Source organism: Microcoleus sp. Pol11C3, assembly GCF_036701485.1.
Lineage (GTDB): Bacteria > Cyanobacteriota > Cyanobacteriia > Cyanobacteriales > Microcoleaceae > Microcoleus.
The window spans coordinates 1-16674 of sequence record NZ_JAUBQW010000136.1; the positions used below are offsets into that span (position 1 = coordinate 1).

Below are 16674 nucleotides of genomic sequence, written 5' to 3' on the forward strand. Positions count from 1 at the left end.
AGACTTTCTAGATTGTCTGGGTCTCCCTTGACACACCAATAAGATACTTTGTTGACTGAGCAACCCAAAAAATCAGCGATTTTAGATTGTGTCTTGCCGTCATTGAGCAATAATAAAATTAGAATTCTTTCTCTAACATTTGCCTTTTTTTCCTCTTTTAAGGCTTTTTGTAGTTTCTCTATTTGTTGGGGATTGAGATGGTTTTTAGCTGGCATTTTTGTAGATATTGACTAACCTCATTTTTTATTATACCCTATTTAAAGGCACAACAGCTTATGATGTGCCAATACGGAACAATGGCGTCATGAATAGTGCGGTAAGCCCAATTCGCAAACAGGATTGCTTCTTTGTTGACTTCATGGGAGTGGAATATTGAAATCGATACTTCCGTTGGCAACGCAGGTAGCGATCGCGCTGCCTTATCCCTGAGAAAGTGCAACGTCAATTTATTGATTTACCAGTTTTTTCCAAAGTCTGCTTATAGCTTTCGAGGTATGTTCTAAATTCCAGATGCAGGGTATCTATACCCTCTTTTTCCAGTAGTGCTAAGATGGCTAAATTCAATTCTTGACAGGCGTCAAAGTATAAATCCAGATTGTTATTAAAGGCTCGAATATTTATGATACGAGCATTCTGTTCAAGTCTGTCTAGCCAAACAAAACATCTTTCATGTAAGGAATCGATAGAGTTAGGTACTTTCTGAATTGCCTCGCAAATTATAGCAGTTTTTTCAGCAGAAATACTGTCTATTTTGAGAGTTAAATTAATTCCAAATGACTTGTGTGAGCCGGGATTTTGCGACCAATTCTCGACAATTCCAGTAATCATTTTGGAATTTGGTATCTTTTTGATAGAATCCCATTTTGCTAGACCTAGCTTTGTAGTTCTGATGCCAATTTCTAAAACTTGAACGCTACCATCTATTCCCTCCACAATCACCCAGTCACCAGGTCGATATAGATTATCTGTGTAAATAATGATGGTACAAAACCAGTCATAAATAATGTCCTTAAGCAACAAACCGAACGTGATTCCCGCTCCACCTAATAGACCAATGAGCGCACTTGCAGATGCTCCTAACAACAACTCACTCGCCTTTAACACTACAACAGCGAGTGCCACCGTCTGAAACAGACGAGGCACGTAGGGTACGAGCAAGTCGTCTAGTTCGGTTTTGGTGTTCAGCGTCAGTTTTCTCAGTATCTCTCCTAACAGTGGAGAGGCGCGGTAAACAATATATGCAACGGCAACAATAGCACTCAGACTGAGAATCTTAGCTAGCATCTCGCTCACTTGAGGCTTTAGATTCTCTGCCAAAATCACCTGCACTATCCAAACTCCAGCGATGAAAATTAGCCACCCTAATGGTTGCTCCAGAATCTCGACTAACTCATCGTCCAGTGTGGTCTCCGTTCCGCTAGTAAGAAGCTTGATTCTCTTGATGGCAATCGAAAAGAACAATCCTCTCAACAGTTGTATGAGCGTGATGATAGTGACGACGAGAACTATTTTAGTCAGCGGTATGTGTGCAACAGTTATGTGTGAATCAAGTAGCGTTTCCTTGATTTGTTTCCAAATGATTTCCATCTAACTAAAAACCTCCATTACTTAAACACAGAAGAAATATTTTTTGACTTTTAACTTCCAAGAGGGGTAACTTTCTCTGCTCCTTGGCTAGACTTTGCCAGGTATATGCCTGCCAAAACTACAGAAAACGCCAACCAGTTCAGAGGGGTTAACCTTTCAGCAAAGATTATCCAAGCAAGTATGGCCGTAATCACTGGATCGAGCAACAAGAACACGGCAACGAAACCAGAAGAAAATCCTTTGAGGTTATAAGCCTGAAGGCTTTGACCCAAAACTTGGCAGATTAATGCTTGGGCAATTATTGTTAACCACCCAGCCCAGGAATAGGGAAACAGTACATCTTCCGTTAGCAGAACGATCGGGAAAGTTAACACGGCCCCGAAAAAGGAACACCACAAAAGTATCGTTGTCGCTGAAAACTTGGCTCGAAGTTTTTCTACAGTTAGCAGATTGGCTGCAGAAAAGACGGCAGATAGTAGGGCAAGTGAGTCACCTGTAAAGTTATCACTAGCTAGATGCAAATCACCTAGTCCAATTAAAATTGATCCGCTGATAGCGACTACCATGCCAATGAGGAATCTGGCATCAAAAGATTGACTGAGAAACAGCCATCCCATCAGAGTCGTGAACAGCGGGGTTACATTATGCAGCAGATTAGAGTTAGCGACACTTGTCTGGGTGAGTGACCAAGCCCAGGTTATTAATGTCCCTGAGAAAAAACAACTCATTACTAGCAACAAGACTAAATCGCTGACTGTGTAATGCTGCTTTTGGAGCAAGGAGTCGTGGGAGTGTCTTTCCCTCAATGTCTCGAACACCTTCCCTAATCCTAAAATGACAGTGGCTACCCAGAAGCGATTGAATATTGTCGCAACCGGACCCAGTTCCCGTTCGCTCAATCTGATGAAGATGGCGGCAAAGGATAAGGCAAGGATTGCGAGAAATAATGAAGTTAGTCCGATATTCCCTTGGAGTCCCTGGGCGATCGCACCAGGTGTCTGCTCTATCTGTGGCTGTGATGGTTTCAGTTCAATGGTCATCTTCACTTCTCAAAGTAGTACCTGCGCCACGCAAAGGGTGGCGCAAGCTAATAGCATTACTCTTGCATTCCCGCATACAGGAGTCGGACAAATAAGCGGACACCATCATCATTTTTTAAAGTTGAATAGGAGGGAGCTTCACTGTTACCGATCGCACGCAAATCCGATAGCAGTTCTGGATGGAACTGGCAAGTAAACGAGCGCCGAACTTTCTTAGTTTCAAAGTCTTTGTAGTTAATGCAGGTTGCCGAACATTCGGTAACTATTTCACCATCTTCCTCTGCTGTTGAACAAAGAATTTCAATGGCGTCGGGCAGTTGTATTAACCAACTCAGAGAGCTACCAGCAATAATATGCCGATAGGGAACAATAGCGTCATGAATACTGCGGTAAGCCCAGTTTGCAAACAATATTGCTTCTTCGTTGACTTCATCCGAATGAAACATCGAAATTGATACTCTGGCCTCATATTGAATTGTTGTGTCAATCACGCCTTCATGGCTGTCGGCTGTGACATCATGAGCATGGATAATTTCCCAAGGAATACCTAAAGCATCGCCGTCGGGAGACTGATAAGGCAACAACACACGATCGCCTACTTCTTTTAATTCATTGCGCGTCACGGCAAAATGCTCGTCATTCCAGCCAGTAGCAACAACTCGTCCATCACGCTTTTTGACTTTAAGTGTCTTGCCCATTGCTTCAATGCGCTGGCAGACTTCTTGCAACGATCTCAGAGCCATGCCTGAGCGATCGCGATCGAGAGATGTCGTACCCAAAACTTCTTTGACTGCACGACGGATGAGCCGTATATGACATTCAGCAGCTAACTGGTGTCCCACACAAATGAATATTGCGGGGGCACTGGTGGGCGATCGCGAGATCAATAGTTTTTCCACTAATGCAAACATATCCTCTCGCGGACACGCCGGACTTGTCCAGGTAGAGGCATCGTATGTTGATGGATCGCCACCTTCCACGAGTACGGCATAACCAGAGTTAATTGCGGGCACAACTATTTCTGGATCGAGAACTCCTGTTGACCAAACAGGTAGTAATACTGAGTCCATATCGGCAACTTTCTGAGCAATATAGGCGACATTTTTGGAAGCCCGAACATCTTCGCCATTAGCGTTAACGCCTACGTGTTCCCAAGGTTCGATGATAGTAATACAGTTGCGTAACAAATTGGGATGCAATAGTAAAAACTCCAAGTCTGACTGTGAATTAATCACTTTTTCTAAAGGCTGGGCGTGTCCCCACTCAAAAATGCCGTCGCTCGTCAATAGTTGTTTTTCTACCAAGGGGTCTTCTGAGGTTCTATCTGCTAAGAAACGACCTAACAAAATATGTGCCGATTCAAAATCTGATCGGCCTTCATGCACGTAGCCCGGAGTTAGTCGCCAATCGGCTGTGGTGGTTTTATTATTGTTTAATTTCATAGCTTCTACCATTTGCCCTCTACAATTTATAATGCTAAAGTAATAAGTTGATTAGTCCTATTATGTCTTGCTTCCATGTGCTTGGGATTTTAACCAGTTAGTCAGAGCCATAGCTGTTGATTTAACAGCTACGTCTCTGACCCTTGCCCGGAAAATTACCAGCACATGGACATGAATATTGTGCTCCCCTTCATAATGAACATTACCATAATCGTCGAGGTTAAACAAGTAATCGGTGGCGACTAAGAGCTTATAGTCTTCGGTTAGCTATATCAAATGTGCTCCAGCATTTGGGCCCCGGTTTCCGATAACTAATATTCCAGCGATAGTATTTCGGGTCAAGCGTGCGATTTTTGCCAAAGAGCGTTTCCTCAGTAGATGGAAATAAAAGGGTAGAGTGGGTTTTCGGTTGTGCAAATTTCCTAGGTTTTGTGCCTTGACTACCCCTACCCTAAGCAAAGATGTTATGGCTTATTGAGGCAAAGTTTAGATTTGAGCAACGTTAAGGTTAGCAACCAACCCATAGGTTGATATGTACTCTTCTAACTCTGCTAAATCGACATTGCCATTTTTATCGGAGTCAAGAGTATTAAAAAGATAATCAGTGATGTAGCTTCTGACTTCTTCAGAGCTACGTTCGCCTGTTGTCATATCTTCGATTAGCCCTAACAGCTCCATAATCTCAGTTCGATGGAGCGCCTTACTTCCATCCGTATCTAATTGCAGGAAAAGCTTTTTGATATCTTCTGTTGCCACTCTCGAAGAACGCAGTGTTTCTCTCAGTATGTCATTGCCAAATAAATTCATGTGGGAGACATATACTGCGTCAAACTTTGTACCTTTTTTCTTCAGGTCAATCCCTTGGAGCGGGAGCGATCACACCACTGACAACAGGAAGAATACCCAAATCTTCAACGGATCGGGGGCAATATTTTTAGATAAAAAAAGCCCAGCTCGCTCTCCCTCTCCTACACCAACAGATTCTTGAGATGGACAACAGCTTAAGAGCGAGTTTAGGGGATCGATCGTGAATCTAACTAATAAGTTTTGTACAAAACCCGTCCTGTACTTCGAGAATTATCACCTTTGCACCTGCATGACAGCCAAAAAGATTGTGCTAGAATCCATCAATACGTAGTCGTAGGTTGGGCACGGGCCGAGAAGAGCAATCTTCTTGCAGTCTAGGGGAGGTTGTAGGTCAGCCACCATTTGGGTCTTCCCAGTTGAAAGCCACCCTGCAACATGAGCCTGGAATCTGCAACCGCAGCCGAGTGCGGCAGATAGGTTGGGAGTGTCGCGCTAGAATAAGCAGTACGAGTTAACACTCGAACACAAACGCTCGTTGTGCGAGCGTGACCTCGAAACGGGCACATAGCAGCAGGTGATGGGAATAAATCATGTTTGAACGCTTCACAGAAAAAGCAATAAAAGTAATCATGTTGGCCCAGGAAGAAGCTCGCCGCCTGGGTCACAACTTCGTAGGGACAGAACAGATCCTCCTGGGTCTGATCGGTGAAGGAACCGGGGTTGCAGCTAAAGTCCTCAAATCAATGGGGGTCAACCTCAAAGACGCTCGGATTGAAGTGGAAAAAATCATCGGGCGCGGTTCCGGCTTCGTAGCAGTAGAAATTCCGTTCACCCCCCGCGCCAAGCGGGTTCTAGAACTGTCCCTCGAAGAAGCTCGCCAACTCGGACACAACTACATCGGCACTGAACACCTGCTGCTGGGCTTGATCCGCGAAGGTGAAGGAGTAGCGGCTAGAGTCCTGGAAAATCTGGGAGTAGACTTGTCGAAAGTCCGTACCCAAGTGATTCGGATGCTGGGAGAAACCGCAGAAGTCGCAGCCACTGGTGGCGGCGCTCGCACCAAAACCCCAACCCTCGATGAATTTGGCGCCAACCTCACTCAAATGGCGGTCGATGGCAAACTAGACCCAGTAGTCGGACGCCAAAAAGAAATCGAACGGGTAATTCAAATCCTCGGTCGCCGCACCAAAAATAACCCGGTGCTCATCGGCGAACCCGGAGTCGGTAAAACAGCGATCGCCGAAGGCCTCGCCCAGCGCATCGCTAACAACGACATCCCAGACATCCTCGAAGAAAAGCGCGTTGTTACCCTCGACATCGGCTTGCTGGTTGCCGGGACGAAATACCGGGGCGAATTTGAAGAACGCCTCAAAAAAATCATGGACGAAATCCGCACTGCGGGTAACGTGATTTTGGTGATTGACGAAGTGCACACTTTGATAGGTGCAGGTGCGGCTGAAGGGGCGATCGACGCGGCCAACATTCTCAAGCCGGCTTTGGCAAGAGGCGAGCTCCAGTGTATCGGCGCTACCACCCTCGACGAGTACCGCAAGCACATCGAGCGCGATGCAGCCCTAGAACGGCGCTTCCAGCCCGTCATGGTCGGCGAACCCACCGTTGACGAGACGATCGAGATTCTCTTCGGTCTGCGGGAACGCTACGAACAGCACCACAAGCTGAAAATCTTGGATACAGCCCTCGAAGCTGCTGCCAAACTCTCACATCGGTACATCTCCGATCGCTTCCTACCAGACAAAGCAATTGACTTAGTAGACGAAGCTGGTTCTAGAGTCCGCCTGATTAACTCCCAACTGCCCCCCGCAGCCAAAGAACTTGACAAAGAACTCCGCCAAGTCCTCAAAGATAAAGACGAAGCGGTGCGTTCTCAAGACTTTGACAAAGCCGGCGAATTGCGCGATCGGGAAATGACCATCAAAGCCGAAATTCGCGCTATTTCCCAAGCCAAAAAAACCGACTCGGCCCGCACCGGCGAAACAGACCCATCGCCAGTAGTCACCGAAGAAGACATTGCTCAAATCGTGGCAAGCTGGACGGGCGTCCCGGTCAACAAACTGACCGAATCCGAATCCGAAAAGCTGCTGCACATGGAAGATACCTTGCACCAGCGCTTGATCGGTCAGGAAGAAGCAGTGAAAGCCGTTTCCCGCGCCATCCGTCGCGCTCGCGTTGGCTTGAAAAATCCCAATCGCCCGATCGCCAGTTTCATCTTCTCCGGGCCCACCGGCGTCGGCAAAACCGAACTCACCAAAGCCCTAGCCGGCTACTTCTTCGGTTCCGAAGACGCGATGATTCGGTTGGATATGTCCGAATACATGGAACGTCACACCGTCTCCAAACTCATCGGTTCCCCTCCGGGCTACGTCGGCTACAACGAAGGTGGCCAACTCACAGAAGCAGTCCGTCGCCGTCCTTACACAGTAGTCTTGTTCGACGAAATCGAAAAAGCCCACCCCGATGTCTTCAATATGCTTTTGCAAATATTGGAAGACGGCCGCTTAACTGATGCTAAAGGTCGCACCGTGGACTTCAAAAACACGCTGCTGATCATGACCTCTAACATCGGTTCTAAGGTGATTGAAAAAGGTGGCGGCGGCCTCGGTTTCGAGTTCAGCGACAACCAAGCCGATGCTAACTATAACCGCATTCGTTCTTTGGTTAACGAAGAACTCAAAAACTACTTCCGCCCCGAATTCCTCAACCGACTCGACGAAATTATCGTCTTCCGTCAGTTAAACAAGGAAGAAGTCAAGGAAATCGCTGTCATCATGCTCAAAGAAGTGTTCGGTCGTTTGACAGAACAGGGAATCACCCTGGAAGTGACCGAAAAATTCAAAGAACGGCTGGTAGAAGAAGGCTACAACCCCAGCTACGGAGCTCGACCCCTGCGCCGCGCCATTATGCGGTTGTTGGAAGACAGCTTGGCTGAGGAAATTCTTTCTGGCCGCATCAAGGACGGCGATATCGCTGTTGTGGATGTGGGCGAGGACGGAATTGTTAAGGTGCTGCAAGGTCAAAAGCGGGAATTGCTGCCCCAAGGCGCTGAGTAAGATTGAGTGGCGTGCGATCGCGAGTTAAGTTGGGAAATAACCAATCTCGCAGTCGCAAACAACTCAAAATCCTCACATAAAAAAGGTAGAGAATTTAAATTCTCTGCCTTTTTTATGAGTTAATATCAAGAGTAGACTTATTGCCTAAATTTTTGATTGATAAGGAAACCGCAGATAAATGCAGATAATTTCAAGACTGTTTGCGAATGCCTGCACTTCAAGTCTAGTAATTAACAGCGACATACTTCAATGGTAAGCTGTACAGCATTTAAATTGTATATTTTGGGCGGGTTCGCGTGTCCAGCCTGCTCAGGGTTTGATTATTTCTTGAGATGCAATTTAAATGCTGATGAGCTTAATCAGATAATTAGTGGCAACTATATATCGGAGGACTTTCATGACATCTGAAAAAAATAATTTGGGTACAAAAGTAGCAGAAAATCCGCCTGAAACCTGGTGGAAGAAAGCGTGGAAGTCGCAGCGAGAAAATCTTCAGATAGTGATTATTGCTTTGAGTTTAGCAATAGTGATTCGAGCCTTGGTCGCCGAGCCGCGCTACATACCCTCAGATTCTATGGTACCAACTCTGCACGTGGGCGATCGCGTCGTCGTCGAAAAAATCTCCTACTACCTCCAACCTCCCAAAACTGGCGACATCGTAGTATTTGCCCCGCCCGAAAAGTTGCAAGAACAAGGCTTTACCCAAGACCAAGCATTCATTAAGCGGGTAATTGGCTTACCGGGTCAAACCGTCGCCGTTAAAAAAGGTTTAGTTTATCTCAACGACAAACCCCTCGTCGAAAAATATATTGCCGAACCTCCTAAATACCAGTGGGGGCCTTATCGCGTCCCAGAAAATGAATACTTTGTGATGGGAGACAACCGCAACAACAGTAACGACTCCAGCAGGTGGGGATTTTTACCTAAGCAGAATATCATCGGCCGCGCTGTAGTGCGGTTTTGGCCTCTAGAACGCATCGGGGAAGTTTGAAGTCAGTTGACAGTTGACAGTTGACAGTTGACAGTTGACAGTTGTCATCGCAAGCCCAATGCCCAATGCCCATGCCCTATGCTGTACGGAAATTTCTACTTATTCTTGCGCCTTAAGGGGTAGGGACTTCCTCCGGCAACTGATAAAATAGTAGAAAAAGCAGCGGGCATTTCTCGCCTCGATCAAAATTAGTAGAATATTAAAAAATTAGGAAAGCTATGGGATTTTTTGATTCAGAAATTGTTCAGCAAGAAGCCAAGCTGTTGTTTGAAGACTATCAATCTCTCATGAAACTAGGTGGCAATTACGGCAAATTCGATCGCGAAGGCAAGAAAATGTTCATCGCTCAGATGGAATCAATGATGGAGCGCTACCGTATTTTTATGAAGCGCTTCGAGCTGTCTGAGGACTTCATGGCTCAGATGACTGTAGAGCAGTTAAAAACACAGCTCAATCAATTTGGCATTACGCCCCAGCAGATGTTTGAGCAAATGAACTCAACGCTGGAGCGGATGAAATCTGAGCTGGAAAAACAATCCTAGTGAGCAGAAGGAAGAAGGAAGAAAAAGAAAGTATTCCCAATGCCCAATGCCCAATGACTAATGACTAATGACTAATGACTAATGACTGATAATTAAGGCCGCTCAAAAGATGAAGCAGGTTTGAAATTTTCTACGGGTACGCCTTCTAAAGCTTGGCTCATAAAATCGCGCCAAACAGGGGCGACAATCCCACCGCCAGTAGCACCGTAGCTCATCGGTCTATAATTGTCGTTGCCCATCCAAACAGCCACGGACAACTGCGGCACGTAACCCACAAACCAGATATCCCGTTCTGAGGAAGTTGTACCAGTTTTCCCAGCAGCCGGCCGCCCAAGTTGAGCCGCCCTTGCTGTTCCGTTGTTAATTACCCCTTGCAGGGCGCTGTTGAGAGATGCCGCCGCCCAGGAATTGAGAACTAATTTGGGTTTGGGCGTATTGTCGAGCAAAACGTTGCCGCTGCTGTCAGTGACTTGCACGATAAACGTGGTGTCAGAATGCCAGCCGTTGTTGGCGAAGGTAGCAAAAGCTCCGGCCATTTCTAAAGGAGTTAGGTCAACGGCACCCAAGGGCAAAGAAATCACCGGTTCCATCGGACTTCTGATGCCTAGCACCCGGCAAATCTCAATCACTTTATTCAATCCGACTTCTTGCCCAAGCTTGATGGCGGGAATGTTCATAGATGCTTCCAAAGCTCTGCGGATGCTGACGGCACCGGAGAAGCCGCCACCGTAGTTTTGAGGGTAGTAGTAGCCGTCGCCGTCGCGGTAGCCGACAGGGGAGTCGTAGACAACTGAATCCGGGGTGTATTTGCCGCTAGCAAAGGCAGCGTAGTAGACAAAAGGCTTAAAAGAAGATCCGGGCTGGCGACGTGCTTGAATGGCGCGGTTGAACTGACTCTTTTCGTAATCGACGCCGCCCACCATTGCTTTGACGAAGTGGGTGCGTGGATCGACGGCGGCTAGGGCAATTTGACCTTCCTCGCGATCGTAAAACAGCCCTTGGTTGTAAAGCCGATTGTGCCACGCTTTGACTGTTTCTTCGGCTATGCGCTGCATTTTGAGGTCGATCGTGGTTTGAACGCGCATTCCTCCCTTAACCACGGCATCTCGCCCGAAACGCCTCGTCAGTTCCTGGACTACGGCTTGTGTTACGTAAGGAACTTGAGAGACGCCAAAAGAGGTAATTTTGCCTAGCTTAATTTTTTCCTGGCGGGCAGCAGTCTCTTGGGCCGGCGTAATCCATTTTAGCTCCTTCATGCGGCCTAAAACGGTTTCCTGCCGCTCTTTTGCCAACTTGTAATTGACAAAAGGACTGTATTCTTCGGGGGCAGAAATTAAGCCGGCCAGCATCGCTGCTTCTGAAAGAGTCAAATTATTTGCTGACTTGTTGAAATAGCTTCGAGAGGCTGTCTCTACGCCGTACAAGTTGTGACCTAAGTAGATTTGATTCAGGTATAGCTGCAGAATTTGGTCTTTGCTGAGAATTTGCTCCAAGCGGATAGACATTACCGCTTCAGCTACCTTGCGACTAAATTTTGACTGGGGAGAAAGAAACAGGTTCTTGACTAGCTGCATAGTCATAGTCGAACCCCCTTCCACGGTTCTACCTTTCTCTAGGTTGACTAGGAGAGCTCGGGCTATCCCGCCGGGGTTGATGCCTTTGTGGGTGAAGAAGTTGCTATCTTCGATCGCCAGAACAGCTCGTTTCAGGTTCGGGGAGATTTGGTCAAGGGGTACGACATCTCGGTTGGCTTCGTCGTGGATGCTGGCTAGCGGCTTGCCGTTAATGTCGTAAATGTGGGTGGTTTCTGTGGGAGAGTAGGTTTGCAAGATCCGAACATCTGGCAAATTGCGGAAGCTGATCGCTAAGCCAACCAGTCCGCCAGCTACTACGGAACTGGCAAGCATTGTCATGCTGAGTATGGTTCCAGCGGTCACTTTACTGACTGACTGAACAAACTCGAATACGGGGGCTGAGTTTTCCGTGTTATTGCGGACTGCGTTGGTTGACACGTGGATTTCACTTCCTCACTCGATTTGGGGTTTAAGACTTTTAATTTTAGATGCGAACCTTAGATACTGTCAGCTAATGAAAGCCGGTCAGCTTTGGGATTATAGTAGCTTGATAGTTATGTTTTTATGCGTCAACCAGTGAGTGTAACTAATTCTGCTGCACTTTGGCAAAATATGATGGACGATCGCTCCCCGATGATAACTCCTAACCTTTCAGCGCTTTACCGCGGCGTCAGCGAGATTTTTCCTGATCGACCTGATTCTAGCAACCCTGACGAAAATTTAGCCCAACTCCTGGCAAAAGTCGATCGACCGTTGCGCGTCAAACTGGGAATCGACGCCACAGGGGCGGACATTCACTTGGGACACAGCATTTGCTTCCGCAAGCTGCGAGCTTTTCAGGACGCAGGCCACACGGCGGTACTGGTCATCGGAGATTTTACCGCAAGAATTGGCGATCCGACAGGGAAATCGGAGACGCGCAGCCAGTTGACAGCCGAACAAGTGGCGGAAAATGCCAAGACTTATTTAGACCAAGTGCGTCCGATTCTAGATTTTGACACGCCCGGACGTTTGGAAATTCGCTATAACTCCGAGTGGTTGTCAAAATTGGACATGGCGAAGATTTTGGAACTCCTAGGCACGATGACGGTGCAGCAGATGCTCGCTAAAGAGGGATTTGATAACAGGATGCAGCAGGAAAATGCGATTTTCCTGCACGAGTTTCTGTATCCAGTAATGCAGGGTTACGATTCAGTAGTCTTGGAAGCGGATGTGGAGTTGGGCGGAACCGACCAAAAGTTTAATATTGCGGTGGGGAGAGATTTGCAGCGCCATTTTGCGATGAAACCGCAGTTTGGTTTGCTGATGCCGATTTTGATCGGGACTGACGGCGTACAAAAGATGTCGAAATCTTTGGGAAATTATGTGGGTTTGTCGGAAGACCCGCTGACGATGTATTCTAAGTTGGAGAAAATTGCCGATAGTTCGATCGCCCAGTATTTTGAACTATTGACAGATTTGCCACTGGATGAATTGCCAGACAATCCGCGAGAAAAACAGAAACTTTTGGCTGTGGAGGTGGTGCGCCAGTATCGGGGGAAGGAAGCGGCGGAACGCGCACAACAAGATGCAATTGCGCTGGTTAAAGGTGCAGCAGGACAAGCTGATGCTGTGGCGGAGTTTTCTTTGGCAAGTGTGCAGTTTCCGGCTAAGTTGTTTTATATTCTGAGTGCTAGCGGGCTTTGTAAAAGCAGCGGTGATGCGCGGAAGTTGATGCAGGGCGGTGGGGTGAAGTTGGAGGGATCTCGGGTTTCTGATGTTAACCTTACTTTTGAATCATCGGCTGATTTATGGGGTAAGGTTTTGCAGGTTGGGAAGAATAAGTTTGTGCGATTGGTGTCTTGAATCTCTTGTTTGACCGCAGATGAATACTGAAGATGAACGCTGATGAACGCTGATAATCGAATTATTGTTGCTTTGGATGTTTCGAGTCAAGAAGAGGCGATCGCACTTCTGGACAAACTCCCGCAAGTATCTTTCTGGAAAGTGGGTTTGGAACTGTTTGTGAGTTCCGGGCCGGGGATTTTGGAAATTTTAAAACAGCGGGAAAAGCGGATTTTTCTCGATTTAAAGTTTCACGATATCCCGAATACTGTGGCTGGTGCTTGTCGAGCTGCTGCTAAGTATAATGTAGATTTATTGACTATCCATTCTACTTGTGGTAAGGATGCTTTGAAAGCGGCACAGTTGGCTTTGACTGAAGGGGCGGCGGCTGTGGATAAACCGAGTCCTAAGTTGATTGCAATTACTCTGTTGACGAGTTTGAATTCGCGACAGTTGGCTTTTGAGTTGAAAATACCTTTGGAGTTGCCAGAATATGCTTTGCACATGGCATTATTGGCTAAGGAAACGGGTTTAGCTGGGGCTGTTTGTTCTCCGCAAGAAGTGGAACAGTTAAGAATGAGTTGCGGCGATGATTTTCTGTTAGTTTGTCCCGGTGTGCGTCCGAAATGGGTTGATGGGGGCGATCAAAAACGATCGATGACTCCAAAGGCCGCTTTAAAAGCTGGTGCGGATTATCTGGTGATTGGGCGGCCAATTACTGCTGCGCCAGATCCAGTGGCGGCTTTTACCCGTATTTGTGAAGAGTTGGGATAAAAATTTGAATGTTTTTTAAACCCCAGATAAACACAGATGAATCCAGATAAAATCCCATCAGCGTTCATCTGTGTTTATCTGCTAACATCTGCGGTTCCAAGTCCGGCTTTGGCAGTTAATTTTATGACAAATTATTCTAACAGTATAAATGCCAGTGGTTATGGTTTGTTAGCGCGATCGCCCTGTCCCGCTGATTTAGAAACTTTAGTCGATCGTCTGTTGCAAGATTTGCCTAGTTATGCTAATCGCGTAATTGTGCGATCGCACTTTTCTCCTAACACTAACACACCGTCCGTTTACGCGCTGCCTCAAATAATTTTAGCCGGCCGCCCGGAGTTTGAACCCTTACCTTTAAATTTTGAAGATGCGCTTCCTGAAAATGCCAGTCAAGTTTTTATTACTACTTTGGAACGGCAGTATCGCCGGGGAAAACGAGTCGAGATTCAGCAATATCACTGGCTGTTTTTAACTAAAACGGAGAACGGGTGGGAGTTGGCAAAAATCGTTTCTCGGTTTGGTACTGCGGCGGATATTCGTCCTTTATTAGGTCAAGATAGTGAAAGCGAAATTGCTGAGGCTATTCGTTTGTGGTTGCGCGATTGTTATGCAAAGCCATAACTTGAGTTTCAATCAAAGGGGGCGGGTTTTTGAGATTGTAGGTAAATAGCAGAGATTGTTGGTGAAACCCGCCACGACAAATCAACAACAAAAATTGATTAGAATTGCTCTTTAAATTCGTCTAGTTTAGCCTTGATTAGTTGCATATCTTGCCACATAAACCATTTTGGACTTTCCGGTTCGCGGGAGGGATTTCGCAGCAAGTACGACGGGTGAAAAATTGGCATACACAAACGATTTTCCCATTCTATCCATTGACCTCTAATTTTACTAATTGGTCGCTTGTCGCTTAGCAAACCTTTGAGGGCTGTTGCACCGGTTAATAAAATAATTTTGGGGTCTAAGATGCGAATTTGTTCGAGCAAGTAAGGTTTGCAAGCTTCGATTTCTTTTGCTGTCGGAGGGCGGTTGTTGGGAGGACGACATTTGATGACGTTGGCAATGAATACGTCGGTTTCTGCACTCAATCCCACGGATTCTAAAATCTTATCTAACAGTTTGCCGGATCGCCCGACGAAGGGCAATCCGGTTTCATCTTCGTTTTGTCCGGGCGCTTCTCCCACAATCAAAATTGAGGCTTGAGGATTGCCGCGCCCGATGACAGCGTGAGTGCGCGTATTGCCCAATTCGCAGCGATAGCAGCGATTGCAGTGTTCGCCGATTTGTTCCATATTTTGATAAGTGCCGGGAGGAATGGGAATTTTGGCATTTGCTGGTATTGAGTCAGTTTGGAAAGTGGCACTTTGATTGTTGTCAAAAAGGCTGAGTTGCAAGTCGCTGGACATACGTTTTACAATTAGGGAGATATTTTGGAGTCTAGAGTTTATAGTTTAGATCGGGTTTGGTGATTTGAGATTGGCTAGATGGTTGTATGCGATGCTGTCGATTCCCTACGGGATAGCTACGCTTCACGCACAATCTCCAATTAACACTGGCACAATCTCCAATTGTTTGGTTGAGCTCGTACAGGCAAAAATATGTTCTCTAACCCGTTTTTTGATGATCGCGCCGATGCAGGCGAAAAACTGGCCGAGGCAGTTGTGGACGAGTTCGGCAAGTTGAGTTTAATGACACAGAAGGCGGTGAAACCGATTGTTTACGCCTTGCCGCGCGGTGGTTTGCCCGTTGCTGTGCCGATTGCGCGCCGCTTGGGCTGTCCTTTGGATGTGGTTGTCGCCAAGAAAATTACTCGCCCAGATAATTTAGAATTGGCGATCGGGGCTGCAACTGCTGACGGTCACGTCCTCTGGGAAAAGCAAAAGCAGCACAATTTACGCTTGCAAAAATCAGCCCTGCCCTTGGCTCAAAATAATGCTCAATCTCTGCTGGCAGATTTGTCTCCTGGACGCCCAAATGTCAGCGCGGCGGGGACTTTGGCGATTTTGGTAGATGACGGCATTGCTACGGGGATGACGATGGCTGTGGCGGCTAAGGCTTTGGAGGCGCAGCAACCGCTGGCTTTGTGGATTTGCGCGCCTGTCGCCCCGGCAGATTTGATGGGATTTTTGGCCGGAATGGGCGATAAGTTGATCGTTCTGGAGACTCCTCACCCTTTTTACAGTGTCAGTCGTTTTTATGGGCAATTTCCGCAGGTTGAGACGGCGGAGGCTTTAAGGTGTTTGCAGCAACAAACTGAATGGCGATCGTAGGTTAAGCTAGAAGGCTAAATCCAAAAGCTCGATCGCTAAAACATGAGACCTTGGCAATATTGGTTGGACACTTTGATTCTGTCTACTCAGCACAATCCGCCTCGCTTTGTTGAGTTGGTGATGTTGACTTTGGCGATGATTTTACTCGGGTTCTGGAGTGTAACATTGCAGTGGCAGTATTTAACCCTGTCTTTGAGTTATATAATTGGTTCGTCTTTTTCAATTTTGGTGCGGGAATACCTCGGCCCGCGGCCTCAATTTCAGCTAACTCATCTGACAGCATTGCTGTTATTAATCATCAGTTTTTATAGTTTTGCTGAACTGATTAGATAGTTAAGGCAGTTTTGATTTGTAGAGTCAGGTTTGACAATGTGATTGCGAAGGTGGTGAAGCAATTGCAGAAATTATATAGCAATCCTCAGCGGGTTGTGAACTAGATGTTTTTTTGAACGAACCGCGAATACGCGTTAGGCGAAGCCGCGCATAAGAGAACACCACAGAATGATTGATCGGGTGCATCTCACTTTGGCAAATACATCAAGTTGAAAGTTGACCGTTGAGGTAAGCACAGCGAAGAGAAAGGATAGAGGGAACGCTCTCAATATTCCATTGCGCTCCTGATATTTTCACCCTAAATCCAATTCGCTTAATAATTGATTCAACTGTTCCAGAACCAATCGAACGGCTCTTCAGAACTTATGGTGATAACTTTATCTAATAAAAGATAGACTCGTGCATAAGACTAGAAGCTGAAACTC

15 protein-coding genes and 1 pseudogene are annotated in these 16674 nt (G+C 46.7%); 8 read left to right on the forward strand and 8 right to left on the reverse strand.

Features of this window, described 5'->3' with window-relative positions:
* From QUA40_RS23250 to QUA40_RS23270, 5 genes are all read right to left on the reverse strand, one after another.
* Positions 1–215 (reverse strand): helix-turn-helix domain-containing protein (locus QUA40_RS23250; protein WP_333130248.1); only part of this gene is annotated, 215 nt, incomplete at its 3' end.
* Positions 216–441: 226 nt separating this feature from the next.
* Positions 442–1587 (reverse strand): mechanosensitive ion channel domain-containing protein, encoded by a 1146-nt coding sequence (locus QUA40_RS23255; protein ID WP_333130250.1) that lies wholly within the window; start codon positions 1585–1587, stop codon positions 442–444.
* Positions 1588–1637: 50 nt separating this feature from the next.
* Positions 1638–2627 (reverse strand): DMT family transporter, encoded by a 990-nt coding sequence (locus QUA40_RS23260; RefSeq protein WP_333130252.1) that lies wholly within the window; start codon positions 2625–2627, stop codon positions 1638–1640.
* Between the two features lie 56 nt (positions 2628–2683).
* Positions 2684–4069 carry a hypothetical protein gene (locus QUA40_RS23265; RefSeq protein ID WP_333130254.1) on the reverse strand — a complete coding sequence of 462 codons (1386 nt, stop codon included), beginning with the start codon at positions 4067–4069 and terminating at the stop codon, positions 2684–2686.
* 486 nt (positions 4070–4555) lie between these two features.
* On the reverse strand, positions 4556–4825 hold the full coding sequence (locus QUA40_RS23270) for an EF-hand domain-containing protein (protein ID WP_333130256.1): 270 nt from the start codon (positions 4823–4825) through the stop codon (positions 4556–4558).
* A gap of 641 nt (positions 4826–5466) precedes the next feature.
* Between QUA40_RS23270 and QUA40_RS23275 the strand changes: the two genes are divergently transcribed.
* The 3 genes from QUA40_RS23275 to QUA40_RS23285 all read left to right on the forward strand — a co-directional run bounded on the left by QUA40_RS23275 (position 5467) and on the right by QUA40_RS23285 (position 9477).
* A complete protein-coding gene (locus tag QUA40_RS23275) occupies positions 5467–7944 on the forward strand; it encodes an ATP-dependent Clp protease ATP-binding subunit (protein ID WP_333130258.1) in 2478 nt (825 codons plus the stop codon).
* 397 nt (positions 7945–8341) lie between these two features.
* Positions 8342–8935 (forward strand): signal peptidase I, encoded by a 594-nt coding sequence (lepB, locus tag QUA40_RS23280; protein ID WP_333130259.1) that lies wholly within the window; start codon positions 8342–8344, stop codon positions 8933–8935.
* 218 nt (positions 8936–9153) lie between these two features.
* Positions 9154–9477 (forward strand): DUF1825 family protein, encoded by a 324-nt coding sequence (locus QUA40_RS23285; RefSeq protein ID WP_333130261.1) that lies wholly within the window; start codon positions 9154–9156, stop codon positions 9475–9477.
* A gap of 92 nt (positions 9478–9569) precedes the next feature.
* On the opposite strand, the gene QUA40_RS23290 is transcribed toward QUA40_RS23285, so the two are convergent.
* Entirely contained in the window at positions 9570–11489 is a 1920-nt protein-coding gene (locus tag QUA40_RS23290) for a transglycosylase domain-containing protein (protein ID WP_333130263.1), read from the reverse strand.
* Between the two features lie 174 nt (positions 11490–11663).
* Between QUA40_RS23290 and tyrS the strand changes: the two genes are divergently transcribed.
* From tyrS to QUA40_RS23305, 3 genes are all read left to right on the forward strand, one after another.
* Positions 11664–12896: a tyrosine--tRNA ligase gene (tyrS, locus tag QUA40_RS23295; protein ID WP_333130276.1), complete on the forward strand. Its 1233-nt coding sequence runs from the start codon at positions 11664–11666 to the stop codon at positions 12894–12896.
* A gap of 42 nt (positions 12897–12938) precedes the next feature.
* Positions 12939–13649 (forward strand): orotidine-5'-phosphate decarboxylase, encoded by a 711-nt coding sequence (gene pyrF, locus QUA40_RS23300; protein ID WP_333130266.1) that lies wholly within the window; start codon positions 12939–12941, stop codon positions 13647–13649.
* Between the two features lie 123 nt (positions 13650–13772).
* A complete protein-coding gene (locus QUA40_RS23305) occupies positions 13773–14267 on the forward strand; it encodes a hypothetical protein (RefSeq protein ID WP_333130267.1) in 495 nt (164 codons plus the stop codon).
* A gap of 98 nt (positions 14268–14365) precedes the next feature.
* On the opposite strand, the gene QUA40_RS23310 is transcribed toward QUA40_RS23305, so the two are convergent.
* Complete coding sequence (locus tag QUA40_RS23310; RefSeq protein ID WP_333130270.1) at positions 14366–15052, reverse strand: uracil-DNA glycosylase; 687 nt, start codon at positions 15050–15052, stop codon at positions 14366–14368.
* Positions 15053–15244: 192 nt separating this feature from the next.
* On the opposite strand from QUA40_RS23310, the gene QUA40_RS23315 reads away from it, so the two are divergent.
* Together QUA40_RS23315 and QUA40_RS23320 are read left to right on the forward strand one after the other, a co-directional pair.
* Positions 15245–15916: a phosphoribosyltransferase family protein gene (locus QUA40_RS23315; RefSeq protein WP_333130272.1), complete on the forward strand. Its 672-nt coding sequence runs from the start codon at positions 15245–15247 to the stop codon at positions 15914–15916.
* A gap of 42 nt (positions 15917–15958) precedes the next feature.
* A complete protein-coding gene (locus QUA40_RS23320; RefSeq protein WP_333130274.1) occupies positions 15959–16249 on the forward strand; it encodes a hypothetical protein in 291 nt (96 codons plus the stop codon).
* Between the two features lie 204 nt (positions 16250–16453).
* On the opposite strand, the pseudogene QUA40_RS23325 reads toward QUA40_RS23320, so the two are convergent.
* Positions 16454–16597, reverse strand: a pseudogene (locus QUA40_RS23325) (ISKra4 family transposase); the annotation flags it as partial.
* Between the last annotated feature and the right edge of the window lie 77 nt (positions 16598–16674).